Origin of the sequence: Alteromonas nitratireducens, assembly GCF_040812025.1 — a bacterium.
Taxonomy (GTDB): Bacteria; Pseudomonadota; Gammaproteobacteria; order Enterobacterales; family Alteromonadaceae; genus Alteromonas; species Alteromonas nitratireducens.
This window is the reverse complement of sequence record NZ_JBFNPK010000002.1, coordinates 258,131-283,405: the sequence shown is the minus strand read 5'-3', so window position 1 is coordinate 283,405 and position 25,275 is coordinate 258,131. Positions and strand designations below refer to the sequence as shown.

General features: G+C 53.2%; 20 protein-coding genes and 1 other RNA gene. 8 read left to right on the top strand and 13 right to left on the bottom strand.

Features of this window, described 5'->3' with window-relative positions:
- Position 1: 1 nt before the first annotated feature.
- The 6 genes from AB1N33_RS03850 to AB1N33_RS03825 form a co-directional block, all read right to left on the bottom strand.
- Complete coding sequence (locus AB1N33_RS03850; RefSeq protein ID WP_411270215.1) at positions 2-1,945, bottom strand: PAS domain-containing hybrid sensor histidine kinase/response regulator; 1,944 nt, start codon at positions 1,943-1,945, stop codon at positions 2-4.
- Positions 1,946-2,076: 131 nt separating this feature from the next.
- Entirely contained in the window at positions 2,077-3,357 is a 1,281-nt protein-coding gene (locus AB1N33_RS03845; RefSeq protein WP_411270214.1) for a M24 family metallopeptidase, read from the bottom strand.
- A 119-nt stretch (positions 3,358-3,476) separates the two neighbouring features.
- A complete protein-coding gene (locus AB1N33_RS03840; RefSeq protein ID WP_411270230.1) occupies positions 3,477-4,652 on the bottom strand; it encodes an FAD-dependent monooxygenase in 1,176 nt (391 codons plus the stop codon).
- On the bottom strand, positions 4,639-5,868 hold the full coding sequence (ubiH, locus tag AB1N33_RS03835; RefSeq protein ID WP_411270213.1) for a 2-octaprenyl-6-methoxyphenyl hydroxylase: 1,230 nt from the start codon (positions 5,866-5,868) through the stop codon (positions 4,639-4,641). Before ubiH ends, AB1N33_RS03840 begins: the two co-directional genes overlap by 14 nt.
- 3 nt (positions 5,869-5,871) lie before the next feature.
- On the bottom strand, positions 5,872-7,185 hold the full coding sequence (gene pepP, locus AB1N33_RS03830; protein ID WP_411270212.1) for a Xaa-Pro aminopeptidase: 1,314 nt from the start codon (positions 7,183-7,185) through the stop codon (positions 5,872-5,874).
- Positions 7,186-7,197: 12 nt separating this feature from the next.
- Positions 7,198-7,764 carry a UPF0149 family protein gene (locus AB1N33_RS03825; protein WP_411270211.1) on the bottom strand — a complete coding sequence of 189 codons (567 nt, stop codon included), beginning with the start codon at positions 7,762-7,764 and terminating at the stop codon, positions 7,198-7,200.
- Between the two features lie 339 nt (positions 7,765-8,103).
- Between AB1N33_RS03825 and ssrS the strand changes: the two genes are divergently transcribed.
- The 7 genes from ssrS to serA all read left to right on the top strand — a co-directional run bounded on the left by ssrS (position 8,104) and on the right by serA (position 14,534).
- Positions 8,104-8,286, top strand: a non-coding RNA gene (gene ssrS, locus AB1N33_RS03820) — 6S RNA.
- Positions 8,287-8,307: 21 nt separating this feature from the next.
- The gene (locus AB1N33_RS03815; protein ID WP_411270210.1) at positions 8,308-9,204 is read left to right on the top strand and encodes a ribokinase; all 897 of its coding nucleotides are present in this window, start codon (positions 8,308-8,310) and stop codon (positions 9,202-9,204) included.
- Positions 9,205-9,216: 12 nt separating this feature from the next.
- Positions 9,217-10,158: a nucleoside hydrolase gene (locus AB1N33_RS03810; protein ID WP_411270209.1), complete on the top strand. Its 942-nt coding sequence runs from the start codon at positions 9,217-9,219 to the stop codon at positions 10,156-10,158.
- 54 nt (positions 10,159-10,212) lie between these two features.
- Complete coding sequence (locus AB1N33_RS03805; protein WP_411270208.1) at positions 10,213-11,832, top strand: hybrid sensor histidine kinase/response regulator; 1,620 nt, start codon at positions 10,213-10,215, stop codon at positions 11,830-11,832.
- Entirely contained in the window at positions 11,829-12,455 is a 627-nt protein-coding gene (locus tag AB1N33_RS03800; protein WP_411270207.1) for a 5-formyltetrahydrofolate cyclo-ligase, read from the top strand. Before AB1N33_RS03805 ends, AB1N33_RS03800 begins: the two co-directional genes overlap by 4 nt.
- A 67-nt stretch (positions 12,456-12,522) precedes the next feature.
- Positions 12,523-13,179: a ribose-5-phosphate isomerase RpiA gene (gene rpiA, locus AB1N33_RS03795; RefSeq protein WP_411270206.1), complete on the top strand. Its 657-nt coding sequence runs from the start codon at positions 12,523-12,525 to the stop codon at positions 13,177-13,179.
- Positions 13,180-13,304: 125 nt separating this feature from the next.
- A complete protein-coding gene (serA, locus tag AB1N33_RS03790; RefSeq protein ID WP_411270205.1) occupies positions 13,305-14,534 on the top strand; it encodes a phosphoglycerate dehydrogenase in 1,230 nt (409 codons plus the stop codon).
- Between the two features lie 60 nt (positions 14,535-14,594).
- On the opposite strand, the gene AB1N33_RS03785 is transcribed toward serA, so the two are convergent.
- From AB1N33_RS03785 to AB1N33_RS03765, 5 genes are all read right to left on the bottom strand, one after another.
- The gene (locus AB1N33_RS03785) at positions 14,595-15,314 is read right to left on the bottom strand and encodes a DUF481 domain-containing protein (RefSeq protein ID WP_411270229.1); all 720 of its coding nucleotides are present in this window, start codon (positions 15,312-15,314) and stop codon (positions 14,595-14,597) included.
- A gap of 173 nt (positions 15,315-15,487) precedes the next feature.
- Positions 15,488-16,291, bottom strand: a complete 804-nt coding sequence (locus AB1N33_RS03780) for a DUF481 domain-containing protein (RefSeq protein WP_411270204.1) — start codon at positions 16,289-16,291, stop codon at positions 15,488-15,490.
- An 81-nt stretch (positions 16,292-16,372) separates the two neighbouring features.
- Positions 16,373-17,194: an HDOD domain-containing protein gene (locus tag AB1N33_RS03775; protein ID WP_411270203.1), complete on the bottom strand. Its 822-nt coding sequence runs from the start codon at positions 17,192-17,194 to the stop codon at positions 16,373-16,375.
- Between the two features lie 101 nt (positions 17,195-17,295).
- A complete protein-coding gene (locus AB1N33_RS03770) occupies positions 17,296-17,583 on the bottom strand; it encodes a DUF1289 domain-containing protein (RefSeq protein WP_411270202.1) in 288 nt (95 codons plus the stop codon).
- 92 nt (positions 17,584-17,675) lie between these two features.
- The gene (locus AB1N33_RS03765) at positions 17,676-18,386 is read right to left on the bottom strand and encodes an SIMPL domain-containing protein (RefSeq protein WP_411270201.1); all 711 of its coding nucleotides are present in this window, start codon (positions 18,384-18,386) and stop codon (positions 17,676-17,678) included.
- Between the two features lie 332 nt (positions 18,387-18,718).
- Here AB1N33_RS03765 and AB1N33_RS03760 point away from each other — a divergent pair, with 332 nt between their 5' ends.
- Positions 18,719-20,734 carry a S9 family peptidase gene (locus AB1N33_RS03760; protein ID WP_411270228.1) on the top strand — a complete coding sequence of 672 codons (2,016 nt, stop codon included), beginning with the start codon at positions 18,719-18,721 and terminating at the stop codon, positions 20,732-20,734.
- A 103-nt stretch (positions 20,735-20,837) separates the two neighbouring features.
- Here AB1N33_RS03760 and AB1N33_RS03755 read toward each other — a convergent pair whose 3' ends face one another.
- Positions 20,838-23,960: an efflux RND transporter permease subunit gene (locus tag AB1N33_RS03755; RefSeq protein ID WP_411270200.1), complete on the bottom strand. Its 3,123-nt coding sequence runs from the start codon at positions 23,958-23,960 to the stop codon at positions 20,838-20,840.
- A 2-nt stretch (positions 23,961-23,962) separates the two neighbouring features.
- On the bottom strand, positions 23,963-25,177 hold the full coding sequence (locus tag AB1N33_RS03750; protein WP_411270199.1) for an efflux RND transporter periplasmic adaptor subunit: 1,215 nt from the start codon (positions 25,175-25,177) through the stop codon (positions 23,963-23,965).
- Positions 25,178-25,275: the final 98 nt, after the last annotated feature.

Genomic DNA, 25,275 nt, shown 5'->3' with positions numbered 1-25,275 from the left:
GTTATAAACAGGATTTTATTGCCGCATCGAACTCTTCAAATCTGAATGGTTTCTGTAGCACAGCTTGCGCACCATGCAACAGCAACCTCTCTGTTTGTTCACCAAGTAAAGACCCTGATGAAATAATCACCTTAACGTCAGGATTTATCGCCAGCAGCTGTGTTAATGTTTGCTCCCCCGTCATGCCCGGCATCATCATATCCAGAATGACAACATCAATATCCTGCTGATGTTGCCGGTACAGGTTAACCGCTTCATCTCCTTCACCAGCGAATACCCCCTGATAACCAAGATTATTGATAAACTCACCACAGATCTCGCGCAACAGCGCCTCATCGTCCACGACCAAAATCACAGGTTTCGTTTCTACTTTTGTCGCAACCCGTTCGACGCTGTCTGGCTTGACGTGCGCTGAATCGACAACGGGCAATAAAATCGTAAAACAGGTACCTCTGCCAGGCTCGCTGTCCACCGAGATAGTTCCGTCCAACTGTTCAATGGCTCGATATACCGATGCCAGCCCCAGCCCAGTACCTTTATCTTCCTCTTTGGTAGTGAAATAAGGCTCAAAAATGCGACGAAGATGCTCCGTTGGTATACCACAGCCTGTATCACGAACACTGATTTGCACATAACTGCCCGGCTGCAGCGTGCCATGTTTCGCAGGAAACGAGTCTGCACTTATCACTTTACCTGCTGTTGAAATATGGATTTCGCCCCCCTCAGGCATTGCATCGCGAGCATTTAGTCCAAGGTTCAGCAATACATTGGGGATGCTTGCTTTGTCCGCTTGAATGACCGCGGAAGGCGCCTGCAGGTCAGCATGAATGGTAATTCTTTTATCGAGGGTGCGGCTCAGCATATCAACGGCGTCGGTAATTTGTTCGTGAATATCAACAGGCTCAGCGTCAATACTCTGCTTTCTCGAAAAGGCCACCAACTGTTTTGTCAGTGATTTTGAATTTTCCGCGGCGGCGATAATCTTTTCGCAGTACCGTTTAACTTTTGTGATGTCGTCTGTTGAGTTAATAAGCTCCGCAAAGCCGAGAATAGAGGCCAGGTGGTTGTTAAAGTCATGGGCAACGCCACCAGCCAGGTGTCCTATCGCATCCATTTTCTGTGAATGCCGAAGTGCCGTTTCCATTTCTCGTCGCTCGGTGACATCGATATGCGAGCCAATCATTCTGACAGGATGACCGTTCTCGTCACCCATCACTGAGGCATGACACAAAATCCAGCGGTACTCACCCTGCTTGTTTTTGAGACGAAATAGCGTCTCGTGATTCTGAGACAATGTGGCGATACTGTGCTTGATAGTCGCGAGTGTTTCTTCACGATCATCTGGATGCAAGCGGGACTCCCACTCAACATATTCATCCGTCATTTCGTCCGCTTCGTAACCCAGTTGTTGCTTGTATTCTTTTGAAAAGTGAACGGTATTAGTGACCAGATGCCAGTCCCAAAACCCAATATTGCCCGCTTTTATAAGCTCACTCATCTGTAAATTTGCATCAATAAGCGCTTCTTTTTTAGCCTGGAGTCGTTCTACCAGATGCTTACTTTCAGTGACGTCAAAACAGGAACCCACGAAGCCAAGAAACTGGCCGTTGTCGTCGTAGTAAGGAGTACCATCATCGCGTATCCATCCATACTGCCCCTCACTGTCCAGTAAACGGTAATCCATTGAAAAGGGTTGCCGCGCATCAAATGCCTGGTTGTAAATGTCAAGACAAAGCTGGAAGTCATCTTTATGTACTCCCTCAGCCCAGCCATACCCATATTCCTGCACAAGCGTCCGGCCACGATAGTCCAGCCATGCCTTGTTGAAGTAGATACACTCCTTGACATCGTTTGAGACCCATATCATCACAGACGACGCATTGGCGATGATGGCGCCAACGCTGTTAATTTCAAACGCGCTGGTAACGTCTGGGGATGAATGCACAAAATGTCCTGATTAATTCAGTTGGGGTTATCCTGATAGTCTAGAGCATCGCGCAAAATATGATTAATTATTAATCAATTCGTTAAGCTTTAATTGATCCAGATCACAGTGAGTCAGTCCCTCAAGCGCGTTCAGATCTTAAGCGGTGCCAGCGCACCTAATGGCGAATCCAGCGATTCTGGCGGCTCAGTAAACCATGCGGGGCCGCTGTCCGTCATATACATGCAGTCTTCCAGACGCACGCCAAACTCGCCCGGCAGGTAAATGCCGGGTTCATTGGAAAAACACATCCCTTTTGCCAAAGGCGTTGTTTCACCATGAACAAAATTGACCTTTTCATGCCCTTCCATACCAATGCCGTGACCTGTACGGTGGGACAGGCCGGGTAGCTGGTAGGCCGGACCATATCCTAATGTTTCGTAATGCTTGCGCACCGCATCGTCCACCCTGCCTGCCGGCACGCCCGGACGGGCCGTATCAAAGGCAATCTGCTGGCCTTTTCTCACATGCTGCCATACCGTCTGTTGCTTTTTGCCCGGCGTACCAAACACAAAGGTACGGCTGATATCCGACTGGTAACCGTGCACACTGCAGCCGCTGTCCATCAGAACCACTGAGCCCTGACGGATAACCTGGCTTTCCCGTGTTCCATGCGGGTAGGCACTCGCCTCATTAAACAATGCCAGACACCAGGTACTTTGCCCGCCCAGACGCTGCTGCGTCGCATTCATCAGCGCCTTTACGTCCTGCTGCGTCATGCCCTCTCGAAGTTGCGCCCACACTTCCTCGTATGCCCGCAGGGTCACTTCGTTTGCTTTATGCATCAGGGTCAGTTCGTGCGCCGATTTGATCATGCGACACCCAAACGTCACCGGCTCCGCGGGGACATGCGTCATTGCCGGCATCGCATCCATAATGCCACTCAGCGCAAAATAGCGGACGGTACTTTCAAAACCCAGTTGCCCTTTTTCAATACCACGGTCGGCCAGCACTGCTTTCACCACATCAAACGGGCTTTCATGCTCCTGCCACACATGCACGTCACCCTCTACCTGCAGCGATTCCATGACACTCGGTTTTTCAAAAAATGGGGTCACGACGGCCACCCTGCCCTGTTTTGGAATGATCAGAGCGGTAAGACGTTCGCTACGCCACCACTGAACACCAGAGAAGTAATCCATCGCGGCGCCGGGTTCAAGGACGATAGCCTGAAGGTTATGTTTGTCCATCAGCTGCTGCGCCTTCACCACACGCGCTTCACGTTCTTTCGCAGTAATCGGCGTCACCGAACCGGTAATATTTGCCAGTTGTGGTTCAGAGACAGCGCTACCAGACGCCACGGCAGAGAGAGGAGACAGTGTCGCGGTGGCCAGGCCCAGCCCCGACAGTTTAAGGAAATGACGTTTATTCATGGGTTGTCAGCAATCAGTCAATCATGACTGCCAGTCTGACCTTTGCTGAGGATGAAGGCAATATACTGTGCGGCAATCTGACTGCCTGTTGCCACCAGCGACAACAGGCTGAGGAGGTATCAGCGAAGCCCCATCGCCTGGGCCACCAGCTTTTCTTTCACACCGGGCAGGCTGTCAGCCGCGGCAAGGCCAATGCCACGTACCAGTTTTTTCAGCGGATCATCACCATCAAACAGCGTTTTAAATCCGTCCATAGCGGCAATCATTTTGGCGGCTTCGTTTTTTCTGGCGCGTTCAAACGGGCGCAGCCAGCGTTTCGATGACAGCGCTTTACCCTGTTCCTGCAGGTGCTTCAGATGCGATGCCAGTGCCAATGCATCCTGGATCCCAAGATTGGCCCCCTGGCCGGCCAGGGGGTGAATGGTATGAGCGGCATCGCCAATCAGCACCACGCCGTCTTTTACCCACTCTCTCGCATAACGCATGGTCAGTGGAAAGCTGGCGCGCGCGGTGAGCAATGACACCACGCCCAGTGCCGACTGACTGGCTGCGGTCAGCGCCTGGCAAAATGCCTCATCGTCCAGACTCAGCAGGTGATTTGCCTGACTGGTTTGCTGTGACCAGACGATGGAGCAACTGTGTGGGTCGCGCATCGGCAGCAGTGCCAGCGGTCCGGTTGGGGTAAACGCCTGGCGAGCCGTTGCGTTATGCGGTTTTTCGGTTCGGATATTGGCAACAATGGCGGTATGTCCGTAGTCACGAAACGTGATGGGCAATTGCGCCTGCTGGCGGATAAATGAGTTCGCCCCGTCGGCGCCAACCACCAGTCTGGCGGCAATAACCTCATCGTTATCAAGCATCAGCATACTCTGCTCACTGCCCCACAGGATGCGGCTGATACGCGCAATGACAACGCGTGTAACGGTTTCGCTTTCTACCTGTGATGCCAGCGCGTTCACCAATGCCTGGTTCTCAACAATGTGCCCAAGATGTGGCATCTGCATCGACGCACAGTCAAAATGAATTTCGCCAAAGCTGTCTTTGTCCCACACATGCATGTGCTGGTAGGCCGCCACTTTTTCCGGATTTAATCTGCACCAGACGCCAAGCGTTTCCAGCGCCTGCCTGTTGGCCGCATTGATTGCACTTACCCTGACATCCCACTGCGGCGTGTCAGGCTGACGCAGTGGCAGGGTGCTGACCAGCGCGACCGACAGTCCACTGCCTTCCAGTGCCGCCGCCAGTGACAGCCCCACCATGCCTGCGCCAACAATGGCGATATCAACCTGTTGCATCATGTGTCCTGTTCGTTGTTGTGCCTGCGCCAAAACCGGTAGTCTGGCGCACAAACGCGTCTTTAATGCCCGGGATCAGTTCGAGCCCAAGCAGCCCGCCATTACGCGCCATCACCAGCGGTAAATGACGATTAGCGAAAACATGCACCAGCGTGTCGGTCAGTCCGATCGTCATTTGTCTGTCATCACGGCGAACCCGGGCATACTCGCGGGTAATCTGGCCCGCGTCAGCAGGCTGTTGTTTTAACAACGCAATCAGTGACAGGCAGTCGCGCAAGCCTAAATTAAAGCCCTGACCGGCAATAGGATGCAGGGTCTGCGCCGCATTGCCGACCACCACACACCGCAGGCCATCAACCCGGGTGTTACTGGCAAGTGCTAATGGATAAGTCAGTCGCGGGGTCACCCGGATGATCCTGCCCTGACGGTAACCAAAGGTATCCTGTAATGCATGAATAAACGCGCTGTCAGACAGCGACATGATCTTATCCGCGTTATGCGTTTCGAGTGTCCAGACTACCGAGCCGCCATGACCCGGCGTCATCTGCCCGTTAATCTCACTGTCGAAGGGCAACACGGCAAGTGGCCCTTCGGGAGTAAACCGCTCATAGGCACGGCCGGACAGCGGCTCTGAGCAATGTATATTGCATACGATAGCGGTTTGCCCATACGACTTAACGCTGCGCGTAAAACCGAGTGACGCGCCAAGTGCCGAGCGTCCGCCGTCAGCCAGCACCAACAGGCGACTGGTCAGCGCATCGTCGTTATCCAGAGTCAGCGTGGCAGCATCATTCGTGGTAACCGCGTCAACAACACTGGCCGGCGCAACATAGGTAAAAGCGGGGTTGTCTTTCACGGCAGCAAACAGTGCCTGCCCCAATAAGCGGATGGATACCACCTCACCAAATGCCGGCAGATGATGTTCATCCGCATGCAGTTGGCACAATCCGACGCGACCCTGATCTGACACTTCAATGTGCCTGATGGCTGTTGCACCTGCATCACCAAGATTAATGCCATATGCACTCAGCGCATCAGCAGAGCGGCGGGCCAGCGCAATGATCCTGGCGTCAAAGCCGCTGTGTGGCGTTTCGTTATTATCGGGCACCGGGTTCGCGTCGACCAGCGTCACTGAATAAGGCGTGTCGTTTAACAGCCCACGTGCCAGCGTAAAGCCGACAACACCGCCACCAATAATGATTACATCAGTTTGCACGGCTTACGCTTTCCTCATGAAGGCTTCGATGTCCTCTATCGTTTTAGGAACATCCGCGGTCAGGATCTCAATACCGGTTCCGGTGATCACCACGTTATCTTCGATGCGCACGCCGATACCGCGGTATTGTTCTGGCACGTCACGGTCCGGCGCAATATAAATACCCGGTTCGACGGTCAGCACCATACCCGGCTTTAGCGGACGATCCTTACCGTTTTGTTTGTAATCGCCCACGTCATGCACATCCAATCCCAGAAAGTGCCCGAGACCATGCATGTAATAGTCGCGCCAGGATTTGTGTGTGAGGTTATCTGACACGCTACCGGTTAAAATGCCAAGCTCTACCAGCCCGGCGGTAATCACTTCAACACTGCGGGTCATGGCATCAGCCAGTGTGACGCCGGGTCCCAGCATGGCCAGTACGGCTTCCTGCGCGTTTAATACAATCTGATACACCGCGCGCTGGGCCGGCGAAAATACGCCGTTTGCCGGGAACGTGCGGGTAATGTCAGAGGCGTAGCCTTTAAACTCTGCCCCGGCATCAATCAGTACCAGATCACCGTCCTTTATTTCATCCTGATTCTCTGTGTAATGGAGAATACAGGCGTTGTCACCGCTGCCCACAATGGTGCCATAAGCAGGACTGCGCGCGCCGGCCATTGCAAATTCGTGATGCAATTCGGCTTCCAGCTGATATTCATAGCAGCCCGGACGCACAAACTTCATCGCCCGCTTGTGGGCCGACGCTGTGATCTGCGCGGCGGCTTTCATCACCGCAATTTCACAGGCCGATTTAAACACCCGCATCTCGTGAAGCACAGGCCGGATATCTTCCAGACTACGTGGCGCCCGGTACTCTTTTGGCGCATTACGCAGTGACGCCAGCGCATCCTGCACCATCTGGTCAGCTACCGGGTTCTCGCCCAGCGCCATATAAACACAGTCATGGCCTTCCAGCATGCCCGGCAGAACGTCTTCCAGCTCATCCAGCTCAACCGCCTCATCCAGCGAGAAACGCTCCAGCGCCGCTTCAGCTCCCAGCCGGCGACCGTGCCAGACTTCGGCATCAGGATCTTTTGGCAGACAAGCCATGGCCCGGTAATGCAGACCGTCACCGTCATGATTAGACAGGAATAACCAGGCATCGGGTTCATCAAATCCGGTCAGATACCAGAAGTCACTGTGCTGACGAAAAAGATAGTCGGTATCACGGCTGCGCTTTACCAGGCTGGCGGCCGGAATAATACACAGGCTGTTTGGCCGGCATTCACTTAACAGCCGGTCCTGGCGGGCAATAAATTCCTGATTGCTAATCATGCGACGTCGCTTTTAATGCACTGACGGTTTACCGGGTTGATCGTCAAGCAGTGACTGCCCCAGTTCGCTGTAACACAGCATTGCAGACACTTTTACATACTCCATAACTTCATTAAGAGCCTTTTCTGACTCCTCATCCTCGTCCATGGGCTCTTCCATGCGAGCAATGTTAGCGAAGTCGTCCAACGCTTCTTTGACATCGTCAGAACACTGCATCAGGTCTTGCTGATGCAGCCCGAAGCCGGTCATGAAACCCTGCACCCAGTTGATCAGGGCAACGCCGCGGTCGTTAATCGGCGCGTTGTCGTCAGGCAGCAGCAGGGTCAGCGAAAACTCACCTTCCAGAAGTTGCTGACAGGTCTGGTTAAACAGCGCCGTGAGCAGACTGGTTGTCTGTTCGGTGAATGGCTCACCCTGATTGGTCATTTCTTTGAGACCGTCCATCCAGTGCTGGTCGGTCAGCGACATGCCGCCACACAGCATGCCACATAACAACCCGTGTATTTCAGCGCCGTCAGCCACCAGCCCCTGCTGGGAAAGACGCGTTGTCACGGTATCGTAATCGAGCTGTTTTTCCACAATATACCCTTACTCTTTACTGAAGTTCCATGGTAGCAAAACCTTGTCACTAAGCACACTACTGATGTTTGTGTACAGACTGACCAATCAGATGGATTTTGAGGTAAAGCAGGTGGCAGCGTGCTGACGTTTGCTCTATGATCAGCATGGCGAAAACGGAATTTTCTCCTGTGCTGATGATGAACGCAGGGTTAGTAGCCGTCCATTGCCGGACGTGTTGGTTTGTGTATACTACGACCCTGGCCAATCGGCCTGACCATCTGGTCAGGTCTGACAAAGTGAAGATCCACTTCACGGCTTATCGCGTTTGATATAGTCTGATGCGCATCATAATAACCATGCTTCCTGGGATGTTTGCCAGTTCATTCATGTCCCTGGCCGATGCTTTAAATTTAGGAAGTTGAAACGGTCGCTTTTGTGCAAGCTCGGCATGTACCGAGAAGCCTGCGGTGACTGTGATTCTTCCGCCCTGAACTTTTCGGTTCACGGGCGAACAATGGACAGCGGCATTCCGGGAGGCGCCCTCTTTCGACGGAAGAAGAAATGGCAGTAATTAATTTTGGATCGATCAATATCGATCACGTATACCACGTTGATCACTTCGTCCAGCCGGGCGAAACCATCGCATCAACCCATTACCAGCAACTGCTGGGCGGCAAAGGCGCGAACCAGTCTATTGCCCTTGCCCAGGCAGGCGCTGACGTGCGCCATGTCGGCAGCATTCATGAGAACGACGCCGCGTTTAAGCAGTTTCTGATCAAAAAAGGCGTCGATTGTCGCGGTGTAAAATGCCACGACACCCCTTCTGGACACGCCATTATTCAGGTAACGCCAAACGGCGAAAACGCCATTGTGCTGTTTGGCGGGGCCAACCAGACCATCACGCCGGAAACAGTGAAACGCGCATTCAGCGATGTCTCATCCAGCGACTGGGTACTGACCCAAAACGAGACCAGCAGCATTGCGGATGTCTTCACCCAGGCCAAAGCCAAGCAACTGAAAGTGGCGTTTAATCCGGCCCCCATGAGTGAGTCAGTCAAGTCACTGCCACTGGAATGTGTGGACCTGCTGATTGTCAACGAAACAGAAGCTGCGGCGCTTACCGGCAAGCACGAACTGGATGACATTATTGCTGAATTCCAGTGCAGCTGGTCACATGCCGAAGTTATTATCACACTGGGTAAAGACGGCGTGATTATGCTGCGTAAGCAGGACGTCATCCGGGTTGATGCATTCAGCGTAGATGCGGTGGATACCACTGCCGCCGGTGATACCTTCATTGGTTACTTCCTGTCAGCCTACAGCAACCATACTGACGCGAAACAGGCACTGAAACGCGGGTGCGCGGCATCGGCTATCGCAGTGACCCGTGAAGGCGCGGCACAATCTATTCCAACCCGTCAGGAAGTAGACAGATTCCTGGCTAAACATGCCAGTTAACCGAGTTAGACTATGACACACAAAATTATTCTTGATACCGATCCGGGCATCGATGATGCCATGGCGATTTTCTTTGCCTTTCAGTCTCCCGATATCGAGGTACTGGGACTGACCACGGTGTTTGGCAATGTGCCTGTTGATATGGCGGCTCAGAACGCATTACGTCTGGTTGAACTGGCAGGCAAAGACATTCCGGTTACCAAAGGCGTAGCCATGCCATGGGTGGGCCCTGAATCGACCTACGCGCATTTTGTTCATGGTAACAATGGCTTCGGTGATATTGACGTTGCGCCGGTAAAAAGCCAGCTTGATCCGCGCAGTTCAGCGCAGTTCATTGTTGATATGGCGCGTCAGTATCCGGGCGAAATCACGCTGGTCGCGATTGGGCCACTGGGTAACCTCGCGCTGGCACTGCGTCTGGAGCCCGAGCTACCCAAGCTGGTTAAGGGTGTGAGCATCATGGGTGGTGCCGCCTTCGTCAGAGGGAATGTTACGCCACTGGCTGAAGCCAATATCTGGAACGACGCCCATGCAGCAGAAATCGTATTTGCTGCCGACTGGGATCTGACCATGTTTGGACTGGACGTGACTAACGCTGTACCGTTTAAGCCTGAGTTTGTTGATATCCTCGCCGAGAAGAACGCAAAACTGGGTTCGTTCGTTCAGGCATCGGCACAGTTCTACATGGACTTTTACTCTCAGAACCGCGAAGACCGCGTCTGTTTCTTCCATGATGCGTTCCCGATTGCGCACCTGCGCCATCCGGAGCTGTTTGCGCTGACCGAAGGTCACGTTCGGGTTGGCACCGGACCGCTGGACCGCGGTCAGACTGCAGTCGCACCAAAAGGGACGACACCAAGTCCGCTGTGGACCGAAGCCAACACGATCAAAGTGGCAACCAAAGTTGACCACGCCCGGCTTGAACAGTTATTCATTGACACTTATGCTCTCTAACATACGCTAAGGGCTGTTTCGACAGCCCTTTTTTTTCAGGAGGACATCGTCAGTATGCAAAGTGCGCCGCACCCGGAGTCTGAAGCAAAACGTCTCACCGAGCTACTGAGCTTCGACGTGCTCGATACCGAAGCAGAAGCGCTGTTCGACGAACTCACCCTGCTGGCCTCAGAGATTTGCCAGACCCCCATCGCGCTGATTAGCCTGGTCGATCAGGACCGGCAATGGTTTAAGTCAAATCACGGACTGGATGCCAGCGAGACCCCACGCAATGTCTCCTTTTGTGCCCATGCCATTTTGCAGCACGACGTAATGGAGGTCCGTGATACCCACTCTGATCAGCGCTTTTTCGACAATCCGCTGGTCACAGAGGAGCCCCATATCCGGTTTTATGCGGGTAGTCCGCTGGTAACATCGGGTGGCGAAGCCATTGGTACTGTCTGCGTCATCAGCGATCGGCCTAAAACGCTGACCATTGAGCAGAAAAAGGCGCTGAAATCGATCAGTAAAACCATTGTCGCGCACCTTGAGCTGCGCCGTAAAAATCAGGAATTACGACGTACCAGTCAGATACAGTCCGATTTTTTATCCTATGTCAGCCACGAGATTCGCACCCAGTTAAATGGCATCAGTACATTGTCGGGCTTGCTTGAACAGGAAGCCCGGGATCTCCATCTGCCAGCCTCCTTTGCCGACGCGCTGTCGCACGTCCGCATGAGCGGCGAACGGCTGACCAATATTGTTAATTCGGTCCTGGATATCAAACAGATTGAGGCCGGTAAGCTTAAGCTATACCCGCGCCAGGTCCCTGTCCGGGATTTCTTCTCGCACATTTTCAGCCTGATGGCGACGCGGGCCAGCGCTGTCAGCGTGACGTTTGATTCTCATATTGCCGAAGACGTGCCCGACGTGCTGGAAATGGATGACACCAAGCTGGGTCAGGTTGCCCTTAATCTGATTGGCAATGCGATTAAATTTACGCCGCCGAAACGCGCCGTGCGGGTTAACGTGTCTTATCAGACTCCACACCTGGTTATTTGTGTCAACGATGAAGGGATAGGCATCAGTGAGGAAGATCAGACCCGACTGTTTGGTGCCTATGCGCGCATGGACAATGCGCAATCTTTTGCGGGCACAGGCCTGGGCCTGATGATCAGCCGGCAGCTGGTCGAACTGATGGGGGGCGATATTCAGGTGGACAGTGCCGTCAATCAGGGCACCCGCATGACGGCAACGGTGCTCGCCCAACCGGTAACTGCCGGCACACTGGTTACGCAGCAGCCTCAGGTTCCGCTTCGCCCGCTGTCTGAAGACGCAGACCCGGTCATTCTTGTGGTCGAAGATAACGACATCAACCAGGTCGTTATCAAAGCCCTGTTTGACAGCGCAGGATTACCTATCGTTATCAAAGACTCCGGTGAAGACGCCCTTGCGTGGCTTAAGGATCATATCCCTGATCTGGTGTTGATGGACCTGCACCTGCCGGGCATTTCAGGCAGAGAAACCACCCGACAGCTTCACGCCCTTCACCCTGATGTACCCGTGGTGGCACTGACGGCAGACTCGTTTCACGATGCGGGGGACCTGAAAAAAGACGGCATGTGTGACATTCTTACCAAGCCGGTTGACCGCGCCGCACTGGTTACCCTGCTGCAACATTATCTCGGACAATGACCACCACGACCGCATCCTCTCAATCTCAGCGACAGCAGTTAAGACGTGAGCTCAGGGCGGCCCGACGCGCCCTGTCAGACGCCCAGCAGGATATGGCTGCGGCGGATATTGCCTCACAGTTGCTTTCACTGCCGGCGGTCGCGGATGCCAGCGTGGTAGCCGGCTATCTGCCAAACGATGGTGAAGTCGACCTGACGCCGTTGTTCACCCGCTTTTTTTCTTCACCTGACGCCCCTGCCGTTGCGCTGCCTGTGCTGCACCCGTTCACACCAGGCCATTTATTGTTTCTGCATTACCATCCGCAAACGCCGATGCAGACCAACCGGTTTGGCATTGCTGAGCCGGTCTGTGATGTGACGCGCGTTATTCCGCCGACCGCCATTGACGTGGTGCTGCTACCCCTGGTCGGGTTTGATGCACACGGCAACCGCCTGGGTATGGGCGGAGGTTTTTATGACCGCACGCTGGCGCACCGTGACCGCTGGGCAAAAAAACCTGTGCTGATTGGTATTGCGCACGACTGTCAGCAGGTGCCGGCTTTGCCGGTACAATCCTGGGACGTCCCACTGGACATCATCGTCACCCCCGAACAAAAGATTTATTCTCGCCCGCCACAATCCTAAAAATTGGCTACGGCTCTGCGGCTGTTTTCAGTTACACTTTGCGCAACACTTAGTAACGGGAAAAGGCATGGATCAGAATGACAAAAAGCGCGCAGTAGCGCGGGCAGCGCTCAATTATGTTGAACCGGACACCATCATTGGCGTAGGCACAGGCTCAACCGTCAACTTCTTCATCGACGCGCTGGCAGATATCAAAGACAGCATCACCGCGGCAGTGTCCAGTTCAGACGCTTCAACAGAGCGACTCAAAGCAATCGGTATTGAGGTAGTATCACTGAATGATGTCGACGGCCTGTCAGTCTATGTGGATGGCGCCGATGAAGTCACCGAACACAAACACATGATTAAAGGCGGTGGCGCGGCACTTACCCGCGAAAAAATTGTCGCGGCGGCCTCCAAAACCTTTGTGTGTATTGTCGATGACAGTAAACGTGTACCGGTACTCGGTAAATTTCCTTTACCGGTCGAAGTCATCCCGATGGCCCGCTCGATGGTAGCCCGGGAGCTGGTAAAACTGGGCGGCGACCCGGTTTATCGTCAGGGTGTGGTAACCGATAACGGCAATGTTATTCTGGACGTTCACAACCTTGAGATACTGGCACCGCGTGACCTGGAGCAAACCATTAATAATATTCCGGGCGTGGTTACAAACGGCATTTTTGCCCTGCGCGGGGCTGATATTGTTCTGACCGCCACCGATGAAGGTGTTACAGCCTACGAGTAACGCCTACCGGACAGACAGCCTGAAATTCATCTTTTCAGGCTGTCTGAATTCTGATAAGTTGACGTATAGACGTCCAGAAGTCTTAAAAACAGCAAACGCAAAACCTTCAACCGAGATGCGAGTCCATGTCAAAAGTTTCACTGCCCAAAGATAAAATTCGAATTCTGTTACTTGAAGGGGTACACAAAAGTGCCCTGAGAACCTTTGAGAACAATGGCTACACCAACATCGAGTATCTGTCGACATCGCTTCCTGAAGATGAACTGATCGAGAAAGTGCGCGATGCACACTTTATTGGCATTCGTTCACGAACCCAACTGACCGAGGCTGTTTTTGATGCAGCCACTAAGCTGGTTGCTGTGGGCTGTTTCTGTATCGGAACCAACCAGGTAGATTTGCAGGCGGCACTGCACCGGGGCGTTCCGGTGTTTAATGCGCCGTTCTCTAATACCCGCTCGGTCGCAGAACTGGTGCTGGGACAGATTATTCTGCTGCTGCGTGGTATTCCCAGTAAAAATGCTAAAGCCCACCGCGGCGAATGGGAAAAAAGCGCCGTCAGCTCCTATGAGGCGCGTGGTAAAACCCTGGGGATCATTGGCTACGGCCACATTGGTACACAATTGAGCATTCTGGCTGAACATCTTGGTATGCGCGTGCAGTTTTACGATATTGAAGACAAGCTGGTGCTGGGTAACGCCATGCAGGTTAAAAGTCTGGATAAGCTGCTGGCAACGTCAGATGTGGTATCACTGCATGTCCCGGAAACCCCGCAAACGCAAAATATGATCAATGCGGCGGCGTTAGCCAAGATGAAGGCCGGCAGCATTCTGATTAATGCATCCCGCGGTACCGTGATTGATATCGATGCGCTGGTTGACGCACTGGAAAGGGGTCATATTAATGGGGCCGCGATTGACGTATTCCCGGTTGAACCAAAATCCAATCAGGAAGAGTTTGAATCACCGCTGCGCCGTTTCGACAATGTGATCCTGACCCCACATGTGGGCGGCAGCACCCAGGAAGCCCAGGAAAATATCGGCATTGAAGTCGCGGGTAAACTGGCGAAATACAGCGATAATGGCTCAACCCTGTCGGCTGTGAACTTCCCGGAAGTGTCGCTGCCCGAACATATCGGACGCTCGCGTCTGCTGCACATTCACCAGAACCGTCCTGGTGTGCTGACCCAAATCAACCACGCGTTTGCTGACAAAGGGATTAACATTGAGGCCCAGTATCTGCAAACCTCTGCCGACGTGGGCTACGTGGTGGTGGACGTGGAAGCCGACCGCGCCTATGACGCACTTGAGCAACTGCAGCAAATTGACGGGACAATTAAAACCCGTATTCTGCACTAACCGAAGACAGACAAGAAAAAAGGAGGCGCCTGCCTCCTTTTTTGTTTCTGCGGCTTAGCCTCAGAAGAAGTTATACACCAGCGTCACCGCGGTTTCTGTGTCCAGCTTCTCAATGCCCGGATTCACATTGGTGTTGTGATCCAGCTTGATAGACAGTTTCATTGAGAGCGCGCCACTGATGGTGGCAGTGAGTGCCGATTCCGCCCGTGACTTAGTATTGTCTGAGTTTAATTCAGTACTGACGGTCTGGGTGAAACGCGCGGTTTCGGAAATTTTCCATGCATACGCAGCTGACGCACGCACCATCACGCCATTTAAGGTTTCCCCTTCCTGAGTCTGACGGAAGGCGTAACCCGGACCGACTGAATACTCCAGGGTGTGCGTAGCATTGTTGAGCACCTTATGGTTAAAACCGGCCGCCACTGATGCCTGGTAATCGAAGTTACTCAGACGGTCATCTTCATATGAGGCAAAGCCAAACAGACGGTAGTCAGGGTTGTCCAGCTTATAGTTGCCCTGCGCCGACGTATAAAACTTCTGTGCTGAAGTACGCTCAACTTCCTCACCGTCCACTTCTACCGTTTCACTGCGGTACAGGCCTTCAATAATGTAGTCGTTACTCCACATATCCAGCTCCTGATGGGCGTTGATACCCGCTGAAGCTGAGGTCGTTTCGGTGTTACCGGTAGTAAAAATAAATCCGAACTCACCGTCCATTGAAAACGGCTTTACTTCCTGTTCTTCCTGAGCAAGCGCACTGCCTGTAAACGCGCACGCCATTGCCAGCGCGGTCAGCTGGCAATAAAACCCCTGTCTTTTCATAATCATTCCTGTTTTAACCTAAAATTCGATGTTCTGTTTTTACCAGCACGCCTGCTAACTGCACATAACGTCTGTGATGGCCGCTTCATTGTCCGGTCACTGCACGTTATACATGGTATCGCAAACTGAGACTAGAAGTAATGGTATACCAGTGACACTGAAGTCTCTGAACTCAGGGTTGAACTGGTCGGTGCCGGATTAGTTTCATGGATCAGAATCAGCGACAGCTTCATTGCCAGTGAGCCAAAAATACTGGCCGACACCGAGGTCTCGGAGCGTGAACGGATATTGGATGTACCCGCTTCGGTACTGACAAATTGTCTGAAACGCGCACCGGTACTCCAGTTATAGCGATACTCAGCCGATGCCCGAAGTACTGCGCCGCTGTTTACCGAATTGAGTGTAGGTTCTTCAGACTCAATCAGCGTGTAACCTGGCCCGATACTGTAGCGAAATTCTGTCTCCAGCCCTTTCCAGGCCCGGTGCGACCAGCCCGCTGCCAGCGTTGAACGGTATTTGTAACCGTTAAAGCGATCATCTTCATAATCGGCATACAGGAACAGGCGGCGATCATTCGCATGCAGCTTGTAGTCAAACTGTGCGGTCGAATAGAATCGCTGTGCGGTAACCGCACGTTCAGAGCCATCGGTATCACTTTCCGTGTATAACAGCTCAGCATTGTAGGTATTGTTCCAGTCATCCATGTTATGGTCAGCGTTGATGGCCGCTTTTATCGACGACGCTGCCGTGTTGCCGGTTGATACGATCAAACCCAGCTCACCATCCATTGTAAACGGTTTTGCAGGCTGCTCTTCTTCCTCAGAAAAGTCTGAGTAATACAGCCGTTGGATGAGGTCCTGCGGTTCTGCACTTACTCCTGTGCAGGCAAAAAAGCACACCGATACCAGGACATGTTTGACATGGTCTTTTTGCATAATTGCTTATAGTCGTTATTGTTTAGCGCACGTAAACGAGCTTTGTATTAAACGTTGTCAGCAGACACGCTGACGCGGTGTCTACTGGATAAGTGTCGATAACCTTGCGGCTTCCTTATTTGCGAACTCAATCGCGTTACCCAGCGTTTCACCTTCAATTTTCAGCGTTTTCGCAATCGCCGGCGGAAAGATGTCAATCTGTACGCCGGATTCTTGTCGTTCCTTGAGGGTAATGCGTCTGGCGCACTCGAGCACTGCAATATCAATGTCAGAGGTAAGTTTGCCGATGTCGTATAAATGCTGAATGGGATAATACAGCGGCAGAGGAAGTTTCCATCGTTCCAGGATTGTGCCGCTGCATTGCGCGAAGGTAAAACCGAAATGCCGTTGTTGTTTTATTTCCGGCATTACCTTCTCGTCATCTGCTTTATAGGCTTCAAATGACATGGGATCGCACTTGGCGACCACAGGTTCACTCAAATCCATCAGAATGCCCGTGACGAAAAACCGTTCACTGCCACGGATCTTTGCCTGCTTCGCAAGATAGCGGGCGATCACACCGCGATACACTGATTGTTGCCAGTGTTTGTCCTGGTCAATCAATGACGAATCAAAAGTTTTAAAAGCCGTCGTGGCGGTTTCCGCCATGACCAGATTGTAAAGCGCTTCACCACCGATAATGCTGACTGCTTTACTGATTGATTCAATTTGCGATGGGAAACGAAACAGGGCACTGTTGGCCAGGCGAAGTACCTTGGCAGTCAGTGATGGATCAACACTAATAAGTTGCGCAATGGCGTCAGCGTCCGAGCGGGGATCATCGAGTACATCTCTAATCCGCAGACATATTTCCGGTAATGTAAATGATGTCGCCGCGTACGAGACAAACTTTTCCATCGACATAGAGTATCCACCTGTTTTCGTTGCGCGTTATTATAACAAGTGCCGTTAAAATCTCAGCCGCTAAATCGCACTAATTGAGTAAGTCATCCAATAACTGCGCATCAGGTTTCATCCCCTTGACTGCCAAACAGATCTGGCTGGATCATCTCTTCGGACTGACTGGCCGCGATGTCCTCCTGACGCTTACGACGTAATGCCTGTTGTTTACGACGATAACATGCTGCGACAATTTTACGCCGGGTGGCATCATCCACTTTCAGCCAGTACAGTCGCTCTTCACGACTACGGAAGCAGCCTTTGCAGTAACCGCGAGGATCAGCCTCACACACGCCTATACAGGGGCTGGGAACAGTAAAGAATTCTAATTGTGTGCCTTGCCCCGATGCCATACCGGACAACACCTTCTTGTTTTGCCTGAGGGTGACGGCGGGCGTTGCCCGGATACCGTCTGCTTACCCTACATAGTAAATCGTGGCGACAATTAATCAATCAGCGTGTAATCAATAGTGGAAACGACCCGGATTAGCTTGATATGCGGATGCCACCTGTCACGGCTGGTAATACTGAACTGCCCCTGTCGCGCGCGCTTGATTTTACCGATCTCAGAGGCAGAATCACGGGCGAACTTTTGCGCGACCTGGCGCGCGTTCACGGTCGCCTCTTCAATCATAGACGGCTTAATGTCATTCAGTCGGGTAAACACAAACTCGGCATTCGCAGCATAAGGTTCACCCGACAGCGCAACTCCCTCTTTGACCAGCCCGGTGATGCGGTCCATCACCGCCAGTGTCGCCTCCACATCATCGGAGACCACGGTAATGGTGCGGGATGCGTGATAACGAAAAGGCACCTGAGATGCGTTGCAGTACTGTTGCGCCAGCTTGTCGGTGATCTGTGGCTGACTCAGCGTAATGGCTGACGCCTCAACCCCGGACGCCTGTAAGAAGGCCAGCACCCGCTGACTGTGTGCGCCGATATTGCGATGCAGGGCCGGAAGTTTATTGTCTGCCACCACAAACTGTATCGGCCAGATAACCCGGTCAGCCATCACCTGACGCTCCGACAAGCCTTTCACCGTAACAATTCTGTCCCAGCGCTTAGCAGATATGACTGCACTCTTTACATACACGCCGAGCATCGTCAGGCCTACGATAACGCCCACGGCTAAAATACCTGCTGTGACTCTTCCCATTGCTTATACCCCGGTTATTTATTCAGCACACAGCATGCCTGCCAAACGTGGCCTGAATAAGGCAAAGTAAGGGCAAACAGAGGGATTTTCAGGTTCATAACGGCGGCGTTTATTGCGCATTCTCCGGCTTTATCGTCTATTTGCGTCAGCTCGCCGTATATTTAAACGCCGACGCATTGAGGCGGTAAGATAACGGTGAAGCAATCTGCACTTAAAAAATAAATAAAGGGTAACCCATGTTTTTTTCATTTAACCAATCAACAAGACGAGCATCGCGCAGCCGCTGGTTGCGCGTAGCGTCGTTCGGCCTTTGCGCGCTGATCGCTCCCCAGATGCAGGCATCGACGGTGGACGCAGGTGAGACACCAGAGAAACCTTACCTTTTTCAGTCAAAAGACATCTTTGATCTGGAATATGTCAGTGAGGTACAGGTATCGCCTGACGGTGAACAGGTGGCGTATGTGCGCCGTTCGCATGACATCATGACTGACAGCACGCGCTCCAATATCTGGCTGGCCTCAACAGACGGTAAGTCACACCGGCCGCTTCTGTCCTCCAAAAAGAATTACTACGCTCCCCGATGGTCTCCGGACGGACAGCGTCTTGCCTACCTGTCGAACGAAGAAGGAAAGCCACAACTTTACATTCGCTGGATGGATACCGGCCAGACCGCACTGGTTACTAACGTGACGTCTTCACCGGGCAACATCACCTGGTCGCCCGACGGCAAGCATATTGCATTTACGATGAGTGTGGACGCCGATGAGAAGCCCCTAAAAGTCACCCTGCCAAAAAAGCCAAAGGGCGCAACCTGGTCACCGAAATTTGAGTACATCACCAAAGCCCGCTATCAGGCCGACGGACGAGGTGTCCTTGACCCCGCCTTCACCCATATTTTTATTGTGCCGGCTGACGGTGGTACTGCACGGCAGTTAACGTCAGGCAATTATAATCACGGCGGCAGCCTCAGCTTTGCGCCGGATGCCAGTAAAATTTACTTCTCGGCAAACCGCAGCGACAACTGGGAGTATGAACCGGTGGAGGCTGATATCTACACCGTCGACATGCAGGGCCAGATTACTCAGGTCACCGATTTCAAAGGGCGGGAAGCCTCGCCGGTCGTCTCGCCTGACGGGCGTTATGTTGCCTATGCGCGTCGGGACGACGAGAAAGTCATGTATAAGAACAGTTATCTGTACGTGATGAAGGCGGATGGTACCGAGCATAAAAACCTGACTGCCGGGATTGATAACACGGTGTCTGACTTTTACTGGAAAGATAATTCCCATGTTTATTTTCAGCAGTCGGTTCGTGGCCTCGCGCAGATTGACCTGGTCTCGCTATCAGGAAAGGTAAAGCAGATTGCCACCGGACTGGGCGGTACGACACTTGGCCGTCCCTACGTTTTCGCCAACTATCACGCGGTAGGTGATGTGGTGGCCTATACCAAGGGCAGAACCGACCGTCCCGCCGACCTGTTCCTCAAAAAACGGAAGGAACAGCAGCTGACGTTTCTGAACGAAGACGTGCTGGGCCACAAAACGTTAGGCGAAGTGAAGGAACTGGTGTACACATCCTCGATTGACGGTGAGGAAATTCAGGGCTGGTATATTCTCCCGCCGGATTATGACAGCAGCAAAACCTATCCGCTTATTCTGGAGATCCACGGTGGACCGAACCTGGCCTACGGACCTGTCTTCACAGCAGAATTGCAGCGAATGGCCGCTGAGGGGTATATCGTGTTCTATGATAACCATCGCGGCAGCACAGGCTATGGCGAGCGGTTTGCTCTGCTTTTACAGGGTAAATACAGCTCCAAATATGATTTTGCCGACCACATGTCAGGGGTTGATGCGCTGATTGAGAAAGGACTCGCTGATCCGGAGCGCTTGTACATTACCGGCGGTTCGGCGGGCGGTATTGCCTCAGCGTATGCGATTGGTCTGACTGACCGGTTTAAGGCTGCCGTGGTCGCCAAGCCCGTCATTAACTGGCTCTCAAAGGTGCTGACCGCCGATTCCGGTCTGTATCAAATTCCTTATCAGTTTCCCGGCAAGCCCTGGGAGAACGTGGAACATTACTGGCAACGTTCCCCACTGTCTTTGGTGGGGAATGTGACAACGCCGACAATGCTTATCACCGGCGTAGAAGATAAACGCACGCCGATGTCAGAAACCGAACAGTTCTATCAGGCGCTGAAACTGCAGAAGGTGGATACGGTGCTGGTAAAAGTGCCCGAGTCCTCTCATGGTATCGCCGCACGGCCATCGCGGATGATTGCAAAAGTGGAAAATATTCTGGCCTGGTTTAAGAAGTATGGTGGTCAGAAGACGGAAGAAAAACACTAACCGCAGGCGGATTTGTTCATTACTGCATGCAAAAAAAGGCCGCTCGGGAGAGCGGCCTGAAACAGCCCCTGTTTGGAGGAGAGGCGCTACGCTTGGGTAAGCGTTACTGCTTACGGGAGAGTAAGTAGTAGAAAACCGGGGTCAGGATCAACCCGAAGAAGGTCACCCCAATCATTCCGGCGAACACAGCCACACCCATGGCCTGACGCATTTCCGCACCGGCACCGGTCGAGATAACCATCGGCAGTACCCCCATAATGAAGGCGATGGAGGTCATCAGAATAGGACGTAAGCGCAAGCGGCTGGCTTCCTTGATTGCTTCCAGTGCACTTTTGCCCTGCTCCTGCAGCTCTTTGGCAAACTCCACAATCAGGATGGCATTTTTGGTCGCCAGTCCCACCAGCACGATAAGTCCGATTTGGGTGAAAATATTGTTGTCACCGCCATAAATCAGCACACCAATAAGTGCGCTTAACAGGGTCATCGGGACAATCAGAATAATCGCCAGCGGCAGACGCAGGCTCTCATACTGGGCAGCCAGTACCAGGAATACCAGTACGACAACCAGCGGGAACACGAACACCGCCGCATTACCGGCCAGGATCTGCTGGTAGATGAGTTCAGTCCATTCGTAGGCCATACCGCGCGGCAGTGTTTCCTCAAGGATTTGCTCGATCGCCGCCTTCGCCTGATCAGAACTGAAGCCAGGGGCCGGTGCCCCATTTACCTCGGCGGCAATGTAGCCGTTGTAATGCATCACCCGGTCAGGACCTGCGGTGTGATTGACATCCACGAAGGACGCCAGCGGGATCATATCACCATCGGCATTCCGCACTTTGAACTGACGAATGTCCTCAATATCCTGACGATAGGGGGCATCAGCCTGCACATTGACCTGATACGTGCGGCCAAACAGATTAAAGTCATTCACATACACTGAGCCCAGATACGCCTGCAGCGTAGTGAACAGGGTGTCCAGTCCAACCCCCTGGCTGATGGCCTTTTCACGATCCACGTCAACATCCAGTTGCGGCACATTGACGGTAAAACTGGTAAACGAGCCGGTCAGTGCCGGGTGTGCCCAGGCTTTCTGGATCACCGTTTGGGTCATCTTTTCCAGTTCGGCAAAGCCGAGCCCTGCACGATCCTGAATTTGCAGTTTGAAGCCGCCAATGGTACCCAAGCCAAGCACCGGAGGCGGCGGAAAAATTGCCACATAGGCGCCTTTAATGGATGCAAATTGCTGATTCAGTTGCCCGGCAATCGCCCCTGCCGACAATGCGGGGGACTGACGCTGATCAAACGGTTTTAAGGGCACAAACAACACACCCGAACTCGGACTATTAACAAACCCGTTGATATTCAGTCCCGGGAACGCCACAGCATCTGACACCCCGGGGTGCTGCGTCGCAATTCGCGACATCTCACGTACTACCGATTCGGTACGATCCAGTGATGCGGCATTGGGCAACTGCGCAAAGGCAATCAGGTACATTTTATCCTGTGACGGAACATAACCGGTCGGGGTTTTATCAAACTGAAATACCGTCAGGCCCAGTAATCCTGCATACAGCACCATCACGATACTGCTTTTGCGCACCAGGGTGCCGACCGCCCCGGTGTAGGCGATGGCCCCACGATCAAATACGCGGTTAAACGGTCTGAACAGCCAGCTTCCGAGGGCTTTCTCCATCCCTTTAGTCAGCCAGTCTTTGGCCTGTCCATGCGGCTTAAGCAATAACGCAGACAGCGCGGGGCTTAGTGTCAGGGAGTTAATCGCTGATATTACTGTAGAAATGGTGATAGTAAGCGCAAACTGACGATAAAACTGTCCGGTCAGTCCGGACATAAATGCCGTTGGAATAAACACCGCTGCCAGCACCAGCGTGGTGGCAATAATTGGCCCCGTGACTTCCTTCATGGCCTGCACGGTCGCTTCTACCGGGGGCTTGCCTTCGGCAATGTTGCGCTCCACGTTCTCAACAACCACTATCGCATCGTCGACCACAATACCGATGGCCAGCACCAGCCCGAACAGCGACAGCGCATTCAGCGAAAAGCCCATCAGTTGCATAAACGCAAATGTACCAACCAGCGACACCGGCACGGCCACCAGGGGGATGATGGAGGCGCGCCATGTTTGCAGAAACAGCACCACGACCAGCACTACCAGCAGCACGGCTTCAAACAGGGTGTTTACCACGGCCTCAATCGAACCGCGCACGAACACGGTAGGATCATAGACGATGTCGTATTCCAGCCCGTCGGGAAAGGTTTCACTCAGGCTAGCCATGCGCGCGCGAACGTCATCCGAAATCTGGATCGCGTTGGAGCCAGGCGCCTGAAAAATAGGCAGCGCTGCCGCCGGACGGTTATTCAGTAAAGAGCGCAGTGCGTACTGATCCGCCCCCAGTTCGACACGGGCGACGTCCCGCAGGCGGGTGATTTCTCCGCTGTCACCGGTTTTTACAACAATGTTTTCAAATTCCTCAACGGATGCGAGTCGTCCGCGTACGTTAATCAGCAGCTGAAACTGGCTGCTGCCGGTTGGCTGTGCGCCAAGGCTGCCCGCGGCCGCCTGCTGGTTCTGAGCACGAATTGCGGCAATCACATCACCCGGATTCATGCCCAGTGCTGCCAGCTTGTCCGGCTCCAGCCAGACACGCATACTAAATTCGCCGGCGCCAAACAGACGCACCTGCCCTACCCCTTCGATACGCGCCAGCTCGTCTTTCACGTACTGGTCAGCATAGTTGGACAGGTACAGCATATCGTAACGATCGTCCGGCGACGTAAGATGCACCACCATCGTCAGGTCGGGAGACGATTTTTCGGTGACAATGCCCAGTCGCTGCACTTCCTGAGGCAATCTCGGCGTGGCACGATTGACCCGGTTTTGTACCAGCGTTGTCGCAGCATCCGGATCGGTGCCAATCGCGAAGGTGACCGTCAGCGTCATTCTGCCGTCGGAGGTCGCCTGCGACGACATGTAGAGCATGTTTTCTACCCCATTGATTTCCTGCTCAAGGGGGGTTGCGACCGTTTCAGCAATGACTTTGGGGTTAGCGCCCGGATAGTTCGCCGTGACAACCACGGTGGGAGGCACCACCTCAGGGTATTCGGTAACCGGCAGCTGCCAGACGGCGATCGCGCCGCCGATAAAAATAAGCAGACTCAGTACCGCAGCAAAAATAGGGCGATGAATAAAAAAGCGCGAAAAGTTCATGCTCAGCGACCCGCCGTATTGTCTGATGCACTTTTCAGCGCAAGCTGCATCACTTCCTCAACCTGCGACTGCCATTGATGCAGGGCTGCCAGACTTTCTTCATCCGCCATACTGACCGTATTGGGCGCAACCAGGGCACCGGGTCTGACACGCTGCAGGCCATCCACGATCACGTTGTCTGAGCTATCCAGGCCTGAGCGGATAATACGCAGATTACCGATCTTATCGCCCAGCGACACGGCGCGGTATGCCACGGTATTGTCATCAGTGACGACCAGCACAAATTTGCTGTTCAGGTCGGTACCAATAGCGCGTTCCGCTACCAGAATACCGTTGTCCCGGGTTTCACCGGCCAGTTTAAGGTGCGCAAACAACCCGGGCAGTAATCTGCCATCGGTATTGTCAAAGACCGCCCTGACGCTCAGTGTGCCGGTTTGCGGATTGACCTGGTTATCGACAAAGTCAATCTGGCCCAAGTGCATAAAGCGGTTTTCGTTTGCCAGTCGCATGGCCACTGGCTGACCTTCAATACCGGCCTCGCCCGAGGTTGCGTTCAGGTACGTTTGCTCATCGATATCAAAATAAGCAAAAAGGCGGTCGGTAGACACAATGGTGGTCAGTTCTGTCTGTCCCGCGCTGACAAAGTTTCCTGCGGTCACACTGGCACGTGAAATACGCCCGGAGATGGGTGCCTCAACGCGGGCAAAACCACGGTTCAGTTTAGCGACATCGAGTGCCGCCTGCGTTTGTGCCACTGCCGCTGACGCCTGCTCAACCGCAGCCCGACGGGCATCCAGTTCATCTTCAGACACGGAGTTTGAATGGCGCAGTTTTTTCGCTCGCTCGAAATTGGTTACGGCAAGTGCGTGGCGGCTTTCTGCCTCCGCAAGCTGAGCCTCAAGACGCTCGGCTTCGGCTTTAAACGCACGGTTATCAATGAGGAACAGAGTTTGTCCCTGCTCAACCCACTCCCCTTCCTCGAACGCAACAAAATCAATGTAGCCTGATACGCGTGGACGCAGCGAGACCGTTTGCGGGGATTCGAGGCGCCCCGTGAACTTGTCCCAGGCGGTCAGGCGTTCAGAGACCACCTGCGCAACATCAACCGGAATGGCCGACGGTCCCGGTGATCCCGTGCCAGGACCAGTGTCCTGCCCACAGGCTGACAGTACGGCCGAGACCAGAAAAAGAATACTCAAGCGTTTGATTGTCAACATAACGAATTCTCTAAGCTTTTTTGATGGTGGAATTATGCGGGAGTCAATTCAATAAAAATAATTATCTTTTCATATGCAAAACATCACATCATGTTATA

What these genes read in the sequence shown, in the direction of transcription:
- AB1N33_RS03840 (WP_411270230.1), bottom strand. Translation starts at nt 4,652, where the DNA reads ATGCAACAGGTTGATATCGCCATTGTTGGCGCAGGCATGGTGGGGCTG.
- pepP (WP_411270212.1), bottom strand. Translation starts at nt 7,185, where the DNA reads ATGATTAGCAATCAGGAATTTATTGCCCGCCAGGACCGGCTGTTAAGT.
- AB1N33_RS03845 (WP_411270214.1), bottom strand. Translation starts at nt 3,357, where the DNA reads ATGAATAAACGTCATTTCCTTAAACTGTCGGGGCTGGGCCTGGCCACC.
- serA (WP_411270205.1), top strand. Translation starts at nt 13,305, where the DNA reads ATGTCAAAAGTTTCACTGCCCAAAGATAAAATTCGAATTCTGTTACTT.
- AB1N33_RS03755 (WP_411270200.1), bottom strand. Translation starts at nt 23,960, where the DNA reads ATGAACTTTTCGCGCTTTTTTATTCATCGCCCTATTTTTGCTGCGGTA.
- AB1N33_RS03750 (WP_411270199.1), bottom strand. Translation starts at nt 25,177, where the DNA reads ATGTTGACAATCAAACGCTTGAGTATTCTTTTTCTGGTCTCGGCCGTA.
- AB1N33_RS03800 (WP_411270207.1), top strand. Translation starts at nt 11,829, where the DNA reads ATGACCACCACGACCGCATCCTCTCAATCTCAGCGACAGCAGTTAAGA.
- AB1N33_RS03765 (WP_411270201.1), bottom strand. Translation starts at nt 18,386, where the DNA reads ATGGGAAGAGTCACAGCAGGTATTTTAGCCGTGGGCGTTATCGTAGGC.
- AB1N33_RS03760 (WP_411270228.1), top strand. Translation starts at nt 18,719, where the DNA reads ATGCAGGCATCGACGGTGGACGCAGGTGAGACACCAGAGAAACCTTAC.
- AB1N33_RS03775 (WP_411270203.1), bottom strand. Translation starts at nt 17,194, where the DNA reads ATGTCGATGGAAAAGTTTGTCTCGTACGCGGCGACATCATTTACATTA.
- AB1N33_RS03780 (WP_411270204.1), bottom strand. Translation starts at nt 16,291, where the DNA reads ATGCAAAAAGACCATGTCAAACATGTCCTGGTATCGGTGTGCTTTTTT.
- AB1N33_RS03810 (WP_411270209.1), top strand. Translation starts at nt 9,217, where the DNA reads ATGACACACAAAATTATTCTTGATACCGATCCGGGCATCGATGATGCC.
- AB1N33_RS03770 (WP_411270202.1), bottom strand. Translation starts at nt 17,583, where the DNA reads ATGGCATCGGGGCAAGGCACACAATTAGAATTCTTTACTGTTCCCAGC.
- AB1N33_RS03805 (WP_411270208.1), top strand. Translation starts at nt 10,213, where the DNA reads ATGCAAAGTGCGCCGCACCCGGAGTCTGAAGCAAAACGTCTCACCGAG.
- rpiA (WP_411270206.1), top strand. Translation starts at nt 12,523, where the DNA reads ATGGATCAGAATGACAAAAAGCGCGCAGTAGCGCGGGCAGCGCTCAAT.
- AB1N33_RS03785 (WP_411270229.1), bottom strand. Translation starts at nt 15,314, where the DNA reads ATGGCGTGCGCGTTTACAGGCAGTGCGCTTGCTCAGGAAGAACAGGAA.
- AB1N33_RS03815 (WP_411270210.1), top strand. Translation starts at nt 8,308, where the DNA reads ATGGCAGTAATTAATTTTGGATCGATCAATATCGATCACGTATACCAC.